Annotated in this window: 15 protein-coding genes; 5 read left to right on the top strand and 10 right to left on the bottom strand. The window is 59.8% G+C overall.

What is annotated here, in order from left to right:
- Positions 1-79 precede the first annotated feature (79 nt).
- Both KIN_RS15080 and KIN_RS15075 read left to right on the top strand, forming a co-directional pair.
- Positions 80-727, top strand: a complete 648-nt coding sequence (locus KIN_RS15080) for a pyrimidine 5'-nucleotidase (RefSeq protein ID WP_159808542.1) — start codon at positions 80-82, stop codon at positions 725-727.
- A gap of 38 nt (positions 728-765) precedes the next feature.
- Positions 766-1,953: a UbiH/UbiF family hydroxylase gene (locus KIN_RS15075; protein WP_159808540.1), complete on the top strand. Its 1,188-nt coding sequence runs from the start codon at positions 766-768 to the stop codon at positions 1,951-1,953.
- Here the strand turns inward: KIN_RS15075 and KIN_RS15070 are convergent.
- The 3 genes from KIN_RS15070 to KIN_RS15060 all read right to left on the bottom strand — a co-directional run bounded on the left by KIN_RS15070 (position 1,925) and on the right by KIN_RS15060 (position 4,131).
- The gene (locus KIN_RS15070) at positions 1,925-3,076 is read right to left on the bottom strand and encodes an aminotransferase class V-fold PLP-dependent enzyme (RefSeq protein WP_159808538.1); all 1,152 of its coding nucleotides are present in this window, start codon (positions 3,074-3,076) and stop codon (positions 1,925-1,927) included. The genes KIN_RS15075 and KIN_RS15070 overlap by 29 nt on opposite strands.
- A 135-nt stretch (positions 3,077-3,211) precedes the next feature.
- Positions 3,212-3,679, bottom strand: coding sequence for an Lrp/AsnC family transcriptional regulator (locus tag KIN_RS15065; RefSeq protein ID WP_159808536.1), 468 nt, complete (start codon positions 3,677-3,679; stop codon positions 3,212-3,214).
- Positions 3,676-4,131: an Lrp/AsnC family transcriptional regulator gene (locus tag KIN_RS15060; RefSeq protein WP_159808534.1), complete on the bottom strand. Its 456-nt coding sequence runs from the start codon at positions 4,129-4,131 to the stop codon at positions 3,676-3,678. Before KIN_RS15060 ends, KIN_RS15065 begins: the two co-directional genes overlap by 4 nt.
- Before the next feature lie 135 nt (positions 4,132-4,266).
- Between KIN_RS15060 and ilvC the strand changes: the two genes are divergently transcribed.
- The gene (ilvC, locus tag KIN_RS15055) at positions 4,267-5,289 is read left to right on the top strand and encodes a ketol-acid reductoisomerase (protein WP_159808532.1); all 1,023 of its coding nucleotides are present in this window, start codon (positions 4,267-4,269) and stop codon (positions 5,287-5,289) included.
- 117 nt (positions 5,290-5,406) lie between these two features.
- The gene (gene opgC / locus KIN_RS15050) at positions 5,407-6,636 is read left to right on the top strand and encodes an OpgC domain-containing protein (RefSeq protein WP_159808530.1); all 1,230 of its coding nucleotides are present in this window, start codon (positions 5,407-5,409) and stop codon (positions 6,634-6,636) included.
- 9 nt (positions 6,637-6,645) lie between these two features.
- On the opposite strand, the gene KIN_RS22255 is transcribed toward opgC, so the two are convergent.
- Positions 6,646-6,816 (bottom strand): hypothetical protein, encoded by a 171-nt coding sequence (locus tag KIN_RS22255; RefSeq protein WP_174239127.1) that lies wholly within the window; start codon positions 6,814-6,816, stop codon positions 6,646-6,648.
- A 134-nt stretch (positions 6,817-6,950) separates the two neighbouring features.
- Here KIN_RS22255 and KIN_RS15045 point away from each other — a divergent pair, with 134 nt between their 5' ends.
- A complete protein-coding gene (locus tag KIN_RS15045; RefSeq protein ID WP_159808528.1) occupies positions 6,951-7,874 on the top strand; it encodes a DMT family transporter in 924 nt (307 codons plus the stop codon).
- Here KIN_RS15045 and glmM read toward each other — a convergent pair whose 3' ends face one another.
- The 6 genes from glmM to glyS all read right to left on the bottom strand — a co-directional run bounded on the left by glmM (position 7,875) and on the right by glyS (position 16,918).
- Entirely contained in the window at positions 7,875-9,218 is a 1,344-nt protein-coding gene (glmM, locus tag KIN_RS15040) for a phosphoglucosamine mutase (protein ID WP_159808526.1), read from the bottom strand. It abuts the gene before it with no gap.
- Between the two features lie 41 nt (positions 9,219-9,259).
- Positions 9,260-10,303 (bottom strand): dihydropteroate synthase, encoded by a 1,044-nt coding sequence (gene folP / locus KIN_RS15035; RefSeq protein WP_373281662.1) that lies wholly within the window; start codon positions 10,301-10,303, stop codon positions 9,260-9,262.
- Entirely contained in the window at positions 10,269-11,204 is a 936-nt protein-coding gene (locus KIN_RS15030; RefSeq protein WP_159808524.1) for a dihydroneopterin aldolase, read from the bottom strand. Before KIN_RS15030 ends, folP begins: the two co-directional genes overlap by 35 nt.
- A 97-nt stretch (positions 11,205-11,301) precedes the next feature.
- Positions 11,302-11,982, bottom strand: a complete 681-nt coding sequence (locus tag KIN_RS15025) for a cell wall hydrolase (RefSeq protein WP_159808522.1) — start codon at positions 11,980-11,982, stop codon at positions 11,302-11,304.
- A 169-nt stretch (positions 11,983-12,151) separates the two neighbouring features.
- Positions 12,152-14,722 carry a putative PEP-binding protein gene (locus KIN_RS15020; protein WP_159808520.1) on the bottom strand — a complete coding sequence of 857 codons (2,571 nt, stop codon included), beginning with the start codon at positions 14,720-14,722 and terminating at the stop codon, positions 12,152-12,154.
- A gap of 60 nt (positions 14,723-14,782) precedes the next feature.
- Positions 14,783-16,918: a glycine--tRNA ligase subunit beta gene (gene glyS / locus KIN_RS15015; protein ID WP_159808938.1), complete on the bottom strand. Its 2,136-nt coding sequence runs from the start codon at positions 16,916-16,918 to the stop codon at positions 14,783-14,785.

The following is a 16,918-nucleotide window of genomic DNA, read 5'->3' as shown; positions in this document are numbered from 1 at the left end:
CGCGTCAGGCTAGCCCAAGCCTGCCGCCCGATACAAGATTGCCATTGAAGACCTGCGGCACGGCGTTAGTTTACAGCGGATGCTGGCACCAGAATTTTCTCATATCCGCACGTGGGTCTTCGACCTCGACAATACACTTTACCCACCCGAAACCCGCCTTTTCGATCAGATCGAGGTGCGGATGACCCGGTGGGTGATGCGCGAGTTGAGCGTGGACGCTGCCGAGGCAAACCGGTTGCGCAAGGTTTATTGGCATGAGCACGGCACGACACTAGCCGGGCTGATGACAAATCACGGCATCGACCCGGAGGCGTTCATGACCGATGTCCATGACATTGATTTCACCGTGATCGCGCCGGATCCGGACCTTCGGAAACGGATCGACATGCTGCCCGGACGCAAGATCATTTATACCAACGGTAGCGCGCCCTATGCGGGCGATGTGCTGGAGGCGCGCGGGCTTGAGAACCTGTTTGACGCGATCTACGGCGTCGAGCATGCGGGCTACCGCCCGAAGCCAGAGCGCGCCGCGTTTGACAGGGTGTTCGCCATCGAAGGTCTGGCACCGGACGCGGCGGCCATGTTCGAGGACGAGCCGCGTAACCTGGAAGCCCCGAAGGCGCTTGGCCTCAAGACCATCCATGTGGCACCCGCCCCTGCACCAGCGGACTACATCGACCATCACACCGACGACCTGAGCGGCTTTCTGGCGCAGTTCAGCCCTTGATCCTTTCCAGACCGACGCGTGCGACCTAAGTCAGAGATATGGCTGAGAGTTTTGATATTATCGTATCGGGTGGCGGCGTAGCGGGGTTGACCGCGGCTTGTCTGTTTGGGTCAGACGGACGGCGTGTTCTGTGTGTTGATCCTACCCCGCCTGTCACCTTGCGCGACAGCGAGGGTGCTGATTTGCGCAGCACGGCGTTCCTGCAGCCCTCGGTTCAGGTGTTGGAACGCGCAGGTGTCTGGATCAAGCTGGCGCCCTTCGCGAATCCGCTGGAAACCATGCGGATCGCGGATGCGGCCACGGATGGCACGGTGCGCACCAGCCGCGACTTCAACGCCAGCGATATCTCGGAACTGCCCTTTGGCTGGAACATTCCGAACTGGCTGATCCGGCGGGAACTTGTCGCGCGGCTCGAAGATCTTGAGACCGTGGATTTCCGGCCCGGCGTTGCGACGACGCGCATGCTGGCGCGCACAAGCGGCGCGAAAGTGTGGCTGAGCGAGGGCGACCCCGTCACAGCGGACCTCGTGATCGCAGCGGATGGCCGGAACTCTGCTTTGCGTCAGAACGCAGGGATCGAGGTTAAAACAACACGCTACGGGCAAAAGGCACTGGCCTTTGCCGTGACCCATCCGGTGCCGCACGAGAATGTCTCGACCGAAATTCACCGCACAGGCGGCCCGTTTACGCTGGTGCCCCTGCCCGATTACGATGGCACCCCCTCGTCTGCCGTGGTCTGGATGGAGACTGGTGCGGAAGCGCAGCGCCTCTTTGATCTGGATGAGGCCGCGTTCGAGGCGGAGATGTCTCACCGGTCGTGTCACGTGATGGGACCGCTCACGCTGGCCTCCCGCCGGACGATCTGGCCGATCATTTCGCAAATCGCGGACCGGTTCTCGGCTCAGCGGTTGGCCTTGGTGGCGGAGGCCGCCCATGTGGTGCCGCCTATTGGTGCGCAGGGTCTCAACATGAGCCTTGCAGATCTGGACCTTCTGCGGGAGCTGTCCGCCAAGCATCCTCTGGGCAGCGACGCCATGCTGCAAACCTATGACAGACGGCGGCGGCTTGACGTGCGCTTTCGCGTGACGGGCATCGATCTGCTCAACCGCACCTCAATGACTGACGCGCAGTGGTTCCGGGATCTGCGCCGTGCCGGGATCGGATTGATCCACGACGCTGCGCCCGTCCGTAAGACCCTTATGCAGCTGGGGCTGGGGGCGCGCTGAGCACGTCATCCAAGACAGTCTGCAAGGCGGCGAGCGTCCGGTCCGTGTCATAGAGCTTGTCGAGGCCGAAAAGCCCAATGCGAAAGGTCCGGAAATCTGCGGGCTCGTCACATTCCAGTGGAACACCGGCTGCGATCTGCGTACCGCGAGCCGCAAATTTGGACCCGTTCTGCATTGCTGCGTCGTCGGTGTAGCTGACAACGACCCCCGGCGCGCCATACCCATCGGCCGCAACAGACGCAATGCCTCGATCTGTCATCAACTGGCGCACGGCAGTGCCAAGCCGCCACTGGGCGTCCCGCAGTTTTTCGAAACCGTACTCTCGCGTTTCCAGCATCGTGTCGCGAAACGCTTTCAGACCATCGGTCGGCATGGTCGCATGGTAGGCATGGCCGCCGTTTTCGTAGGTTTCCATGATCGACAGCCATTTCTTCAGATCAATCGCGTAGCTGTCGGATTGGGTGTCTTCGATCTTGCGGCGCGCTCGGCCAGACAGGCAGACGATCCCGGCGCAAGGCTGGGCGGACCATCCCTTCTGCGGGGCAGAGATCAGAACGTCTACGCCGGTGGCGGTCATATCCACCCATGCGCATCCCGATGCGATGCAATCCAGAACCATCAGCGCGCCGACCTCATGGGCCGCATCCGCCAGAGCTTTGATATAATCATCGGGCAAGATCACACCGGCAGAGGTTTCCACGTGGGGCGCGAAAACGATCTCGGGCTTCTGGTCACGGATCTTGGCGGTGACCTCATCGATCGGGCATGGGGCAAAAGACGCCCGGCTGTCATTGCCGGTCTGGCGGGCTTTCATTACAGTTGTTTCGGCCGTCAGCCCACCGGTTTCAATGATCTGAGACCAGCGATAGGAAAACCAGCCGTTGCGCACAACCAACACCCGTTTGCCGCGGGCAAACTGGCGGGCCACGGCCTCCATCGCGAAGGTCCCGCCGCCCGGCACAAGGGCCACGCTGTCGGCGACATAGACCTCCTTCAGCATGGACGAAATGTCGGTCATCACTTTCTGGAACGCCTTTGACATGTGGTTCAAAGAGCGGTCGGTGAAGACGACAGAAAACTCACGCAGCCCGTCAGGATCGACGGTCTTGAGCAGTGCGGACATGGCTGTTCCTCCCTTGGAATTCAAAGAAGGTACCGCCAATCGTGTCCCGATGCACCGTATATTTCTGCATACAGCTTCGTGAAATCAACGACTTAGCGGGCGGGCAGGTTTCCTTTGCGACACAAGTGCGCCGATCTAGGACGCCGGATCCTGCAAGGGGCCGGGCAAACGCTCTTCGCTCAACAGCACGTTCGCCTCAACATCGCCCACGCCCGGCAGCGTCATAATCCGGCGGCGCAGCACCCGTTCAAAGTCGCTGAGATCGCGGGCGACGACCCGCAGGCGGTAGTCGTAGAGGCCCAGCACGTGCTGGACCGTTTGCACCTCGGGAATTGCCGTTACGGCGCGTTCGAAGTCCTCAAGGCTGACGCGGCCTTTGGTGGCCAGTTTGACGCCCAGAAATACAGTAACGCCGAAGCCCAAAGCCTCGGCGTTCAGATCGACGCGCTGACCCGCAAGAACCCCGTCCTCCCTGAGTTTGCGGATACGCCGCCATGTGGTAGGTTGGCTCAGACCAAGCGCGCGCCCAACGGACCCCGCGCTTTGCATCGCGTTCTCGGACAAAAGACGTAGGATCGCCATATCGGTCGCATCGTAGCTCATAGGGGCAAGGTCTCGGCGGTCTTGATGGTTGCCACATGCATCAACGCCTCGATGTCGGCGATATGGGGCAGTGTCAGGACGCTGTCGCGGTAGAGCCGCTGGTAATCGGCCATGTCGCGGGCCACGATGGACAGGCGCAGGTCGACGCGGCCCAAGAAGGTCTGAATGGCGATCACCTCCGGGATCTTACGGGCCTCTGCCTGAAATTCGTCGAAGGCACGGGGCTGAGTTTTGTCGAGCGTGAAGCGCAAGGACACCTCGACCGCGTAGCCCAGCTTGGTCCAGTCGATGACAGCCCTGTGGCCGCGCAGAATGCCTTGTCGAGTCAGGCGATCCAGTCGACGCGTGGCCGTGGCCGGCTGAAGACGACACCGCTCCGCCAGATCAGAGATCGGAACGTCCGGATCGGATTGCAGCAGACGCAGAAGGCGACGGTCGGTGTCATCTAGCATGATTTTTCTATATATTGAGACCTATGCGAATAGAAAGATCGTTTTTTAGTTCTGTTTATACAAAACCAACCATAGATATCGACTTGCGATCGCGATACGTCCCCGTCAGGACATTCAACAGGAGAGGACGCTGTCATGCGCGTTTACTACGATCGCGATTGCGATGTTAATCTGATCAAGGACAAGAAGGTCGCTATTCTGGGCTATGGCAGCCAAGGCCACGCCCACGCGCTGAACCTGCGCGACAGCGGCGCCAAGAACCTTGTCGTGGCCCTGCGGGAGGGCTCCGCCTCTGCCAAAAAGGCCGAGGGCGAGGGCCTTCAGGTCATGGGCATCGCCGAAGCGGCGGCCTGGTGTGATGTGATCATGTTCACTATGCCCGACGAATTGCAGGCTGAGACCTACAAGAAATACGTTCACGACAACATCAAGGAAGGCTCCGCCATCGCATTCGCCCACGGGTTGAACGTACATTTTGGCCTGATCGAACCGAAGCCCGGCATCGACGTCATCATGATGGCGCCCAAAGGCCCGGGTCACACGGTGCGCGGTGAGTTCGTCAAGGGCGGCGGTGTACCCTGTCTGGTGGCCGTGGACAATGATGCGTCCGGCAAGGCGCTTGAGATCGGCCTGAGCTATTGCTCTGCTATCGGCGGTGGTCGCTCGGGCATCATTGAGACGAACTTCCGCGAGGAATGCGAAACCGACCTCTTCGGCGAGCAAGCGGTATTGTGCGGTGGTCTGGTCGAACTGATCCGTTGCGGCTTCGAGACATTGGTCGAGGCGGGTTACGCGCCCGAGATGGCCTATTTCGAATGCCTGCACGAAGTGAAGCTGATCGTCGACCTGATCTACGAAGGCGGCATCGCGAACATGAACTATTCAATCTCGAACACCGCGGAATATGGCGAATATGTCTCCGGTCCGCGGGTTCTGCCTTACGATGAGACGAAGGCGCGGATGAAAGCGATTCTCACGGACATCCAGAGGGGCGCGTTCGTGCGGGACTTCATGCAGGAAAATGCGGTCGGCCAGCCGTTCTTCAAAGGCACACGTCGGATCAATGACGAACACCAGATTGAAGAAACCGGTCGGAAACTGCGTGGCATGATGCCATGGATCTCAGCAGGAAAGCTGGTGGATCAAGAGAAAAACTAGAATTTAAACAATGGCCTGCGCGGAAAAGCTAAAGTCTGCGCAGGTCGTGCCATGTGTACTCATCCGCACTGATTTTTATTATCCAATTTTTAACTATACCCCGGCTTTCTGTGCGCCATGCAGAAAGACACCCGAATTCTAGAAATCGATGGCTTCCGCGGGCTTTGCTTGCTTTTGGTCGCCTATACCCACGTTCAATATGTGGTCGACAGCACCCTTGGACGGATCAATTACAATGCTCTGATGTGGGTTGATCCGGCGGCGGGTTTCGTCGTTATCTCCGGCTTTGTGGTCGGGCTGATTGGCACGCGCGTGGCGCTGCGCCATGGCATGTCCGGTGGGTTCCGGTTCCTTGGCAAACGGCTTCGGATCCTGACCTTCTGGCATGTGGCCAGCGTGATCTTCACCGTCGCGATGATCAGCATCGCCAAGGAGGGCGCTGATATGGGGATGCTGGGTGCAAGGCCTGTCATAGCGCCCCTTCTGGCAGCCACTTTCCTGCTGCCCCAGGACTACTTCAACGTTCTGGTGATGTATTTCTGGTTCCTGTGTCTGGCCTTTCCCGCATTGTGGATCTGCCTGAGACATTCGCCATCTGTTTTGATTGCCCTTAGTGTTGCCGCGTGGTGCTTGACGCAGAACTCTACCTTCGCCAGCATTTTCGACTACGAAATGGAGCAATTGGTGGCAGCGCTCTTTGGTGGGGAATGGCTCAGGGCGTCCTTCAGCTTCTACGGCTGGCAATTGATGTTTCTGGTGCCGTTCGCCTTGGGATCAATGACGCAGTTGGGTGAAAATCCGTTTGGGTTCCTGAACACCAGAACGGGAAAGCACCTTTTCTACGCCAGTGCATTTTTCATCGGCTTTATGCTTTTGACCCGCCTCGCCCTGCCGTTGTTCACCGAGCGTGGCACGACGCTGTGGAAACTGTTCCAAGGTCCGTTTGACAAACGACAGGTTGCGCCCGCGTTTCTTGTCGGGGTGCTGTCTTATGGGATGTTCTTTACGTGGCTGTTGTCTTGTGGACAGAGCCAACCCAGCAACGTGATGCGGCAAAGTGCGCGATGGCTATCAGATATACTGACTTCCCGGTTGCTGGTGTTGGTCGGACAAGCGTCCATTCAGGTCTTTGCGACCAATACGATGTTCGTCTTTCTTGTGAAGTCTCAGGTTGTGGTCCCGCTTCCCGAAGCCGTGTCGTTCGGTATTCTTGTGGCATCTGCCATGCTTGCTGTAGGCGTTGCAGCTCTGACCAAAGGTTGGAGGTCGAGCGGCTGGCGCCTGCTTGCGCCAGCTTGGCTGGGTCGCGGCCACGGTTCGCGCGGATTCGACCTAGGGCGTGGGTAGAGACGCGGCTCAGGCGTCAGCGGGCTTGCCATCCGAGCGTTTGTCACTGGCAAGTGTCGACTTGGGTGCGTCCTCATTCGCCATACGGCTCTTGACTTTGGCGCGGCTGGCCAGCGCGAATGCGATCACCGCACAGATTGTTATTGCGGCGAGAATTATTCCAAAATTTGCAACGTCCATTTCAAAATTCCTCCTGATGTGTGCTCGTCAACGTCCGCGGTGATCGGCAGTTCCGGGACCGCGACGTTCTGTCTTTGACGACAATGCAGCACGCGACCCTCGCCACCGTTGGACAAACAGGCTAGTCGTTTGAAATGTCCGCCCCCTCCCCCCAAAATCCCGGCCTGCTGAACTGGGCTCTGGTTCTTTTCCTTGGCGTGATCTGGGGCGGTGCTTTCATGTCGGTCAAACTGGCGTTGGAGGGATTTGGCCCGTGGACCGTGGCCGCCGGACGGACATCCATTGCCGCGGTTTTTCTGCTGGCGATTGGCGCAGTTCTGGGACAAGGATTGCGAACAATCGTTTCGCGTCAAGCGCGGATGTCAGTCGTGTTGGTTGGCGCAGGCTCCGTCGCATTGCCCTTCGCGCTTTTGTGCTGGGGCCAGCAATACGTGCCGTCGGCGTTCGCGGGTGTGGCCATGGGCAGCATCCCTCTGTTGGTGCTGCCCCTTGTCTATATGTTCTCGCCCGAGGAAGGCATTGGACCACGCCGGATCATCGGTATGTGCATAGGTTTCGTCGGTCTGATGATCCTCGTGGCCCCGGGCGCGTTGGATGGTGCGGCAGGCCCGCTGACATTTTGGGGACGGCTGGCCTGTTTCGGCGCTGCCATGGCCTATGCGGTGGGGTCCATCGTCACACGCCGAGCGCCTAAGATCCCACCGATTGCCTTTGCCAGCGCGACGCTGGTCGTGGCCGCCGTCATTCTGGTGCCGCTGGCGCTGATCATCGAAGGCGTTCCGCAGGATATTCCGCCAGCGCCTATGACAGCCCTGCTGTACGCAGCGATCTTTCCGACCGCACTGGCCGCCGTCATCCGGGTTCGGATCATCAAGACAGCCGGATCGGTGTTCATGTCATTGTCCAGCTATCAGGTGCCGGTCTGGTCGGTCATTCTGGGCGTCAGCCTGATGGATGAAACGCTTCCCCCCCAGCTTTTTATAGCCCTCGCGTTGATCCTTATCGGCATCGGTATCAGCCAGAGCCGCGCGTTGTCCGGATTGTTCAGAAGGCCTTGATCAGACAGCAGCCTCGACGGCAGAAACAACAGAACTGACAACATCCCGCAGAACATCTTCGTCCTCACACTCTGCCATCACACGGATCAGAGGCTCGGTCCCGGATTTGCGGATTAGGAGTCGCCCATGACCGTTCAACCGGTCTTCGGCGTCCTTGATCGCGGACTGAACCTTGGCACTTTCGAGTGGGGTTTGCCCCAGGTCGAACCGAACATTCTGCAAAAGCTGAGGACAGGGTTCAAACTGTTGCACCAGCGCGCTTGCGGGTTTGCCGCTGCGCACCATCTCCGCCAGAAACTGAAGGCCTGCGATCAGACCATCGCCCGTGGTCGCGTAGTCCGTCATCACGATATGGCCGGACTGTTCGCCCCCAAGGTTGTACCCGCCCTTCCGCATGGCCTCGACCACGTACCGGTCGCCCACGGGCGTGCGCTCCAACCGCAGGTTATTGTCTTCAAGATGGCGCTCAAGACCGAGGTTGGACATCACCGTCGCCACGAGCGCGCCGCCTTTTAGCACGCCCTCTGCGGCCCAGCGGGCGGCGAGAAGTGCCATCAGTTGATCCCCATCGGCAACAGCACCGGTTTCATCGAGGATCATCACCCGGTCCGCATCCCCATCGAGGCAGATGCCCACATCAGCGCCGTGGGCGACGATCGTTTCCGCCGCGAGTCGGGGATGTGTAGATCCACAGTCCTTGTTGATGTTCGTTCCATCTGGTGAGACGCCGACGGGAATGACGTCGGCCCCCAATTCCCACAGAACTTCGGGCGCAGTGCGATAGGCCGCGCCATTGGCGCAATCGACGACGACCTTCATGCCATCAAGCCGCATCTCACGGGGAAAGGTTGATTTCACGCGCTCGTTGTAGCGGAAGCGGCCGTCATAGATATGCTTCGCGCGACCAATATTGGTGGCCTGTGCCGGTTCGACACCGGTATCGAGCAGGGCCTCGATCTCGGCCTCGGCCTCATCGCTCAGCTTGAACCCGTCGGGGCCGAAGAACTTGATGCCATTGTCCTCGTGGGGGTTGTGACTGGCAGAGATCATGATCCCCAGATCGGCCCGCATGGATTGGGTCAGGAACCCTACCGCGGGTGTGGGAACGGGGCTGAGCAGCAGCACATTCATGCCAGTCGAGGTCAGCCCCGCCGTCAGTGCATTCTCGAACATGTACCCCGACAGCCGTGTATCCTTGCCGATGACAACACGGTGTGCCGTGCTGCGATCTCGTCGGAAATAGCGTCCCGCCGCAGCCCCCAGCCGCAGCGCCATGTCCGCCGTCATAGGAAAGACATTCGCCTTGCCGCGAATCCCATCCGTGCCAAAAAGCTTCCGTGCCATCGACTGCCCCTCTTACCCCGATCTTTGTTGTTGGACCGCGTTTACCCGTGAAGGGCCTGCCAAAGCGCGATCGCCTGTTTGTGGGCCTTTATATCATGGACCCGCAGGATCTGAACACCCTGACGCAGCGCCTCTAGTCCGACGGCGATAGACCCGGGCGCGCGGCGGGCCGCATCGGGCTCGTCCCCGATCTTGCCGATGAACCCCTTACGGGAGACCCCCAACAGGATCGGACACCCGAGACCATGAAACAGGCTTAGCCCTTTCAGGAGCGCCAGATTGTGCGCCTGTGTCTTGCCGAACCCGATGCCCGGATCAAGGATGATCCGATCGCGCGCAACGCCAGCGGCCACCGCGTCATCAATACGGGCGGCAAGAAAATCAAACACATCCAGAAGAACATCGTCGTAACGCGGGGCGTCCTGCATGGTGGCCGGGTCCCCTTGCGCGTGCATCAGGCAGACGGGGCCACCCAGCCTGGCGGCGACTTGAGCCATCTCGGGATCAAAGGTCAGGGCCGAAACATCGTTCAGGATCGCTGCGCCTTTGGCGAAGGCTGCCTCAGCGACGCCGGCCTTACGGGTGTCTATTGAGATCGGTGTGGTAACCCCGGCGGTGTAAAGGGCGTCGAGTACGGGCGCGATCCTGCCAATCTCGTCCTCTTCCGTCACATAGTCTGCCCCGGGCCGCGTGCTTTCCCCGCCGATATCGAGAATGTCAGCACCCTCGGCCACCATCTCTGCGGCGCGGACGGCGGCCACGTCAGCATTGTCGAACGCGCCACCGTCTGAGAAGCTATCCGGCGTGACGTTGAGAACCCCCATTAGTCGGGGTGTCTTCATCGAAAGATCACACAAAGGCGCGCGCGCGCTGCACAGCTTCTCTAGCGTATCGGGCGGGATTTCAGAGACCGGTACAAGTTCTGGCACTGCGCCGCGTAAGCGCCGTTCTGCATGGGTGAACCAGAAAGATGTGCCCGCAAGCGGCAATGCATCCGCGGGCCGGGCCGCGTCCGTTTGCACCAGAGGCCTGAAATAGGACGTCATCGGATCAAACCGGCAGCGCGCTGCCCGCCAGAAGATCATCTGCAGTGACCTGCGGCCCCGCCCAATCCGCAGGCGATCCAACCGCCAGCAGGGCCTTGGCGTGAAAGAGACCGGCAAACCAATGGGCCAGCGCGGGGCCGTCCATATGGCTGACCTCTGGACCTTCGGTCGCATCCAACACGATCTTTGATGGGGCCCAGACGCTGATCTGGCCATTCTTCATGGCCCAGTCCAGCTCTGTTCGTGTCGCGACGACGACGCAGCGCTTGTCCCGTCCCGCAAGGACCCAGGCGTTCTGTTCCAGCGCCAGAAGATCAATGCGCCGCTGGGCTGCGGGATGGGCCGCCTGCGGCAGATCAAGCGGCGATGGACCAACGCAGAGGATAAGTGGCGCCTTTGCGGCCTCCAGCCTATCAAGAAGGTCCGAAACATCGGATCGGGAAATCGCGGTGTCATCCATGTAGATGACCAAGGGTTGCACGACATCCTCGACCACGGTGGGCGCGATCTGTGCCTTGTCGCGCACGATCTCGACGCCCAACGCGCCGGGCCCACGATCCAGCTTTTCGATCCGGACAAAGACGCGTGCCGCCATGCGCTCACCCAGAATGGCTTCGGCCACGCGCTCGGCCAGGGTTTCCAGCAGGTTCAGCCGTTCTTCGGACAATTCGCGGTCAATCGCCTCGGTGATCGTGTCGTAGGACAGGATCTTGTCCACATCGTCATCAAGAGCCGAAAATCCGTCCGACGTCGAGGGATGCACCTCGACGACAACGTTGAAGCAAATTCGCTGCGTTTGGCCTCGTTCGGACTGAAACGCGCCGATATCTACCTCGCGAATATGATCTCTGAGGGAGATACGGTCCCGCAACTCGGGGCCGGACGTCGCTTGCGCGCGCTCGGATGGATGCGCAAAAGCAAGGCGTATATCAGAACTCATGCGACCCCCAATTCTGTCGTCAGGGCTTCGCATACCAAAGCGCAGATGCGCTGTCGCCTCGAAAACGGCACGCCTGATGTCAGAGACGGCGGGCCGATTAGCCTTGAACGTAGAACAGGTGAACGCCGTGGCGGGCCACCCGCGGAAACTTACGGGACCAGTTCGGGCGCACCGCGGTCGTGTGGTAGTAGGTTGCGCCTTTGGCCAACGTACGTTTTGCGCCATCAAGCATGATCCGGGCGATCTTGCCGACCCGCTCGTAGGCTTTCATCTCAGTGATGTGTTCCGGGCGGCCGTCACAGGTATATGTGAACTGGCATTGATATTTCCTGCCGGTGCCTTGGTTGACCACGGCACACACCGTATCCGGGAAACGCGAGGCATCCACACGATTCAAGATCACTTCCGCCACGGCAAACTGACCTTTCACAGACTCACCGCGCGCCTCAAAGTAAAGCGCCTCGGCAAGACAGGCCCATTCGGCGTCGCCCGTGGCCCGTGGCAAGGACGCAAGCCCGCGCTTGCTATATAGATTTGCATCCAGTCCACGCACCGGTGACGCAATCTTAAGAAGATGGTCCGATGGTGCGGTCAACAGACCGGCATTTGCCGATGCGGTGACGGAAAAGATGGTGCTGTCGATATCGCTTGTCGGTTGGTTCGACGTCGAGCCAACAACCTTGTCGAAAGACAAGTTCTGGGCCCGTGCACCGTCAGATACCAGACCAACATATGCCGCACAGATAACGGCAACGGAAAACAACCGTTTTACAAACATTCATAACTGCCTTGGAGCAAGTGCCCCCCCACGACGCACCATTCTGTGCGCCGAGCGGTTAGTTAGCTCTTGAAGATGTGTTGGTCCAGTCCGATGGGCAAAAGGTCGCTAGTCCGGCCACAAACACACCATATACGGTGCTCTGTCGTCACATGGGAACAAATTTAGCTTAAATTTCGTAGTTAATGTCCTCATCGACATCTTCCGGCGCCCGAATCGCAAGCTGAGCTGCCGCAAGTCGCGCGACCGGAACCCGGTAGGGCGAACACGAGACATAGTTCATGCCAATCTCCCGGCAGAACTCGATACTGTCCGGATCGCCACCATGCTCGCCGCAGACCGACAGTGTGATCTTCTCGCGCACCTGACGGCCCCGCTCACTGGCAAGGGTCAAAAGCTCGCCCACCCCGTCGCGGTCGAGCGCGCGGAACGGATCTTCGGGAAAGACACCCTGATTGACATAAGTCGACATGAACCGCCCCGCATCGTCGCGTGATAGCCCATAGGTCATCTGGGTCATATCATTGGTCCCGAAACTCAGAAAGCTTGCGTGAACCGCGATATCACCCGCCCGCAAGGCTGCGCGAGGTGTCTCGACCATCACACCCAACTTGTATTCAACGGTTTTGCCGGACTGGGCCGATACCTCTGCGGCGACGGCATCAATGCGCGTTTTGACCAGTTCGACTTCCCGCTTGGCAGAAACCAGTGGGATCATGATCTCCGGTACAACAGTCGGACCCTTGGACCTGTTGACCAGAATCGCGGCCTCGAAGATTGCGCGCACCTGCATGTCGTAAATCTCGGGAATCGTGATCCCGAGACGGACCCCGCGCATACCCAACATGGGGTTGAACTCGGCCAATTGCTCGATCCGGGCGCGCACGGCATTGGCGCTCAGATCCATGGCCTCGGCCAATTCACGGATGCCCGCGCGGGAGTTCGGCAGAAACTCATGAAGCGGCGGATCAAAGAGGCGCAGGCACACGGGCCGATCCCGCATAATCTCGAAAATCAGTGCGAAATCATCCCGTTGCATCGGGCGCAAACGCTTTAGGGCGGCGTTCCGATCTGTGGAATTCTCGGCAAAAATGGCCTCACGCAGCACAGTGAGCCGGTCTGCAGCGAAGAACATATGCTCGGTCCGACACAGACCAATGCCCTCGGCGTCGAACATCTTCGCGACCTGGGCGTCTTCAGGGGTGTCCGCATTGGCCCGCACTCCGATATCGCGCACGGCATCGGCCCAGGACATCAACTGTTCGAACGGCCCGCCGATGCCTGCCTCGATCTTGGGAACATCCCCGGCCAAGGCCTCTCCCGCCGTGCCGTCTAACGTGATGATGTCGCCTTCGGCAAAGACCCGGCCCGATTGGGTGGTCACTTTCCGCCCCTTGTTGTCGATAGTCAGGTCGGATGCGCCCGCAACGCAAGGCAATCCCAAGCCACGGGCGATCACCGCCGCATGGCTGGTCGTGCCGCCGCGCTCGGTCAGGATGCCGCTGGCCGCATGCATGCCGCGGATGTCTTCGGGGCTGGTTTCCCGGCGGACGAGAATACACGCCTCGCCCTGAGACGCCGCCGCTTGGGCTGCCAACGCATCAAAGACCAGCTTGCCGGTCGCTGCACCGGGGCTGGCTGCGATCCCGCGCGAAATCACATCGCGGCGCGCGCGCGGCGCGACCTGCCGGTGCAACAGTTCACTGATGGCTTTCGGTTCGATACGCATGACAGCGTCTTCGGTTGAAATGATCTCGTCCTGCGCAAGGGCCACCGCGACAGCCACGTCGCCACGGGCACCGCGTGGTGCAGGGATCGCATCGATGATGGCCAGCTTGCCACCTTCCAGCGTAAACTCGATCTGCATTTCCTCGCGCAGACCTTTGCGCGCGAGCTGCCCAACTCTCTCAAGTTCCGCGAACACCTCTGGCTGTTCTTCTTCGAGGGAGCCACCACGGTTGTCCTTGGTCAGATAGAGCGGTCCCTGCCCATCATCGCCGCTGGTGTAGTCCAGCGCATCGCGCCCTTGGGACTGACGCATATAGCGCCCGACCTTCTGCGGCTCTCCGCTCTCCGAGTTGATGAACTGAATGACCCCGGCGCCGCTTTCGCCTTTGCCCAAGCCCAGCACCATGCGCTGAATGACCAGACCGAGACCGGCATCTTCAGGGGCACCTTTAGACGACCGCAGCAGCCGCGCTGTTGTACCTTCCCAGGCGCGGGACATGGATTTCAGCACTTCCAGCAGTTGGACCTCGATGTCTTGGGGAAACTCCTCGTCCATCTCGTCTTCATAGGCATCATAGGCCTGTTTGACGGTCAGATCCGGGTCCTCGAACATATCCTCGTCCAACCGCGCCACGTCCACAGCATAGGACCGGACAAAGCGCAGATGCAGTTCCGCTGCTGCCTCCGCCCCAAGGCGGGAGGCGAAGAAGGCCTGATTGGCGCGGTTCATCCCGATGTTCAGCATCGTGCTGGGCCCGCCCCAGTCCGGTTCCACCGGGGAGGCGCGAACGGACAGCACGGGCCAGGATCCGAACTGATCCAGAATTGCCTTCAGATCGGGGCGTTGCCCGGCGGCGATGGCCCGAACCAGCGGAATGGATAAAGCAACGGTTTCCGGAACGGGCATGCCAAGTCGGATCAACCGCTGCAGGCATTTCGCACGATTGCCGTGCAGACTGCGTTTTATTGCAGCCGTCTGGGTGATCCGCTCAGAGTTCAGGTGATCCAGCATAACGACCGCAGTCTAGACCACGCCTGTCCTCAAACAAGCGTGACCAAAGCATGCGGCGGTTTAGCCCTCGATCCGCGTCAGATCAGCCACAGACAGGCATATGACGCGAATCCTGTTGAGAAGACACAGCCGGTTGCGCCGGACGATGTCATTGTCCGAATTGACCTGAACAGCCTCGAAAAACCCGTCGATTGGACCCCTGAGGGCTGCCATGGCCGACATGGCGGTCTGGAAGTCTTCGGCGGCCATCGCCGGTTTGATCTTGGCCTCTGCGGTGTCAAGCGCCGCGAATAGCGCCTTTTCGGCATCGTGCTCGGTCAATTCAAGTTTCGGATCGAGCTCGTAGCTGACGCCGTCGTTCTCTTCGGCCTGCGTCAGAATGTTGTTGGCGCGCTTAAACCCTTGGATCAGGTTCTCGCCGTCATCGGTTTTGAGCGTCTCGGACAGTGCCTCAGCCCGTTTGACCAGCAGCGTCAGATCATCATTTCCGGGCATCGCGATACAGGCGTCGATGATGTCGTGCCGGATGCCTTTGTCCTTGAGGAAGACTTTGAGGCGGTCATGGATGAAATCAAGAGCATCACGCGCGACGTACCAAGCAGGATCGTTTGAAAATTCTGACGCCCATTTTGCAGCAAACGCCAATTCGGACTCCGTAGAAGGCGCCGGATGCCCTCTTGCTGCTGCGGTCATAGATGAAAGCAGATCGACTGAAAGACCGTTCTCCAAAACCAACCGAATGACGCCCAACGCTGCGCGCCTCAGCGCAAACGGATCCTTGCTGCCAGTCGGTTTCTCGTCAATCGCCCAGAACCCGGTAAGCAAATCGATCTTGTCGGCCAGCGCGACCACGACGGAGACAGGTGCGGTAGGCACATCGTCATTCGGTCCAAGGGGTGAGTAGTGATCCTCGCAGGCCGCCGCGACCTCGGGCGGCAAACCGGCGGCTTCGCTGTAATATCGCCCCATAAGCCCTTGAAGTTCTGGGAACTCATAAACCATCTCGGACGACAAATCGGCCTTCGCCACGCGGGCGGCCTGTTCCGCCAAATCAGGATTGACCCCCACGACAGGCGCAATCTCACGTGCGAGCGCTGCGATGCGGTCGATCCGTTCTTTCTGGCTGCCCAGTTTGTTGTGGAAGGTCACGTTCTCCAGCGCGTCCAGCCAAGGCTGCATCCCTGCTTTGGCGACCCGCATGTCATTTTCCCAGAAGAACTTCGCGTCGGACAAACGTGCGAACAGAACCTTCTGATTGCCCGCCAGAATGGTCGCGCCGTTATCGGCAGTCTCCACGTTGGCGACGGTCACGAAGCGCTCGATCCGTCCGGTCTTGGGATTGCGCACCGAGAAGAACTTTTGATGCTCTTTCATGGAGGTCTTCAGAACCTCCGGTGGCAAGTCCAGAAAGGCGTCGTCAATCTTGCCCATCAGGACGACCGGCCACTCAACCAACCCCGCAACCTCGGCCAGCAGCCCCTTGTCCTCGACCACCTCAAGCCCTGAGGCAAAAGCTGCACTGGTGGCGTCCGCCCAGATATGATCCGCCCGTTCCTGTGCATCGAGGACCACATGAGCCCGCTTTAGCTTTGCCGTATAATCATCCAGATTTGAAATAGAAAAACAGTCTGGAGCCATGAAGCGGTGGCCTTGTGTGGTATTGCTGGACACGATCCCGTCCACAGTCAGCGGTACGATCTCGGTCCCAGCCTCATCGCTTAGAATACACAGGATGCTGTGCAGCGGGCGGACCCACCGCAGGTTGCCTTCGCCCCAACGCATCGACTTGGGCCATGAGAAATTGCGGATGGTCTTTTCCAGCACCTCGGCAATGATATCGGCAGCGGGGCGTCCAGGCTTTTCGATCACAGCGAACCAGACCTGGCCCTTCTTGTCGTCGCGGGCTTCCAATTGATCCTTGGTCAGGCCGGTCGAGCGCAGAAACCCCTCCAGCGCCTTTTCGGGCGCGTCCGTGCGCGGGCCTTTGCGTTCTTCACGGATGGCCTTCGAGGCACTGGTCAGGCCATGCACCGACAGTGCCAAACGGCGCGGTGTCGAGCAAGCCACAGCCCCTTCATAGGTCAACCCCGCCTCAACCAGACCGTCGGTGATCCGCTGTTTCAGGTCGGACGCAGCCTTCGTTTGCATGCGCGCGGGAATTTCTTCGGAGAAGAGTTCGATCAGCAGATCAGGCAT

Source organism: Litoreibacter roseus, from assembly GCF_009811795.1.
Taxonomy (GTDB): domain Bacteria; phylum Pseudomonadota; class Alphaproteobacteria; order Rhodobacterales; family Rhodobacteraceae; genus Litoreibacter; species Litoreibacter roseus.
The sequence above is the reverse complement of the archived record's forward strand: the minus strand, read 5'-3'. Positions and strand labels throughout refer to the sequence as shown.

What these genes read in the sequence shown, in the direction of transcription:
- KIN_RS15080 (WP_159808542.1), top strand. Translation starts at nt 80, where the DNA reads ATGCTGGCACCAGAATTTTCTCATATCCGCACGTGGGTCTTCGACCTC.
- glyS (WP_159808938.1), bottom strand. Translation starts at nt 16,918, where the DNA reads ATGCCTGATCTGCTGATCGAACTCTTCTCCGAAGAAATTCCCGCGCGC.
- KIN_RS15060 (WP_159808534.1), bottom strand. Translation starts at nt 4,131, where the DNA reads ATGCTAGATGACACCGACCGTCGCCTTCTGCGTCTGCTGCAATCCGAT.
- KIN_RS15020 (WP_159808520.1), bottom strand. Translation starts at nt 14,722, where the DNA reads ATGCTGGATCACCTGAACTCTGAGCGGATCACCCAGACGGCTGCAATA.
- opgC (WP_159808530.1), top strand. Translation starts at nt 5,407, where the DNA reads ATGCAGAAAGACACCCGAATTCTAGAAATCGATGGCTTCCGCGGGCTT.
- KIN_RS15025 (WP_159808522.1), bottom strand. Translation starts at nt 11,982, where the DNA reads ATGTTTGTAAAACGGTTGTTTTCCGTTGCCGTTATCTGTGCGGCATAT.
- KIN_RS15070 (WP_159808538.1), bottom strand. Translation starts at nt 3,076, where the DNA reads ATGTCCGCACTGCTCAAGACCGTCGATCCTGACGGGCTGCGTGAGTTT.
- KIN_RS15045 (WP_159808528.1), top strand. Translation starts at nt 6,951, where the DNA reads ATGTCCGCCCCCTCCCCCCAAAATCCCGGCCTGCTGAACTGGGCTCTG.
- ilvC (WP_159808532.1), top strand. Translation starts at nt 4,267, where the DNA reads ATGCGCGTTTACTACGATCGCGATTGCGATGTTAATCTGATCAAGGAC.
- KIN_RS22255 (WP_174239127.1), bottom strand. Translation starts at nt 6,816, where the DNA reads ATGGACGTTGCAAATTTTGGAATAATTCTCGCCGCAATAACAATCTGT.
- KIN_RS15030 (WP_159808524.1), bottom strand. Translation starts at nt 11,204, where the DNA reads ATGAGTTCTGATATACGCCTTGCTTTTGCGCATCCATCCGAGCGCGCG.
- KIN_RS15075 (WP_159808540.1), top strand. Translation starts at nt 766, where the DNA reads ATGGCTGAGAGTTTTGATATTATCGTATCGGGTGGCGGCGTAGCGGGG.
- glmM (WP_159808526.1), bottom strand. Translation starts at nt 9,218, where the DNA reads ATGGCACGGAAGCTTTTTGGCACGGATGGGATTCGCGGCAAGGCGAAT.
- folP (WP_373281662.1), bottom strand. Translation starts at nt 10,303, where the DNA reads ATGATCTTCTGGCGGGCAGCGCGCTGCCGGTTTGATCCGATGACGTCC.
- KIN_RS15065 (WP_159808536.1), bottom strand. Translation starts at nt 3,679, where the DNA reads ATGAGCTACGATGCGACCGATATGGCGATCCTACGTCTTTTGTCCGAG.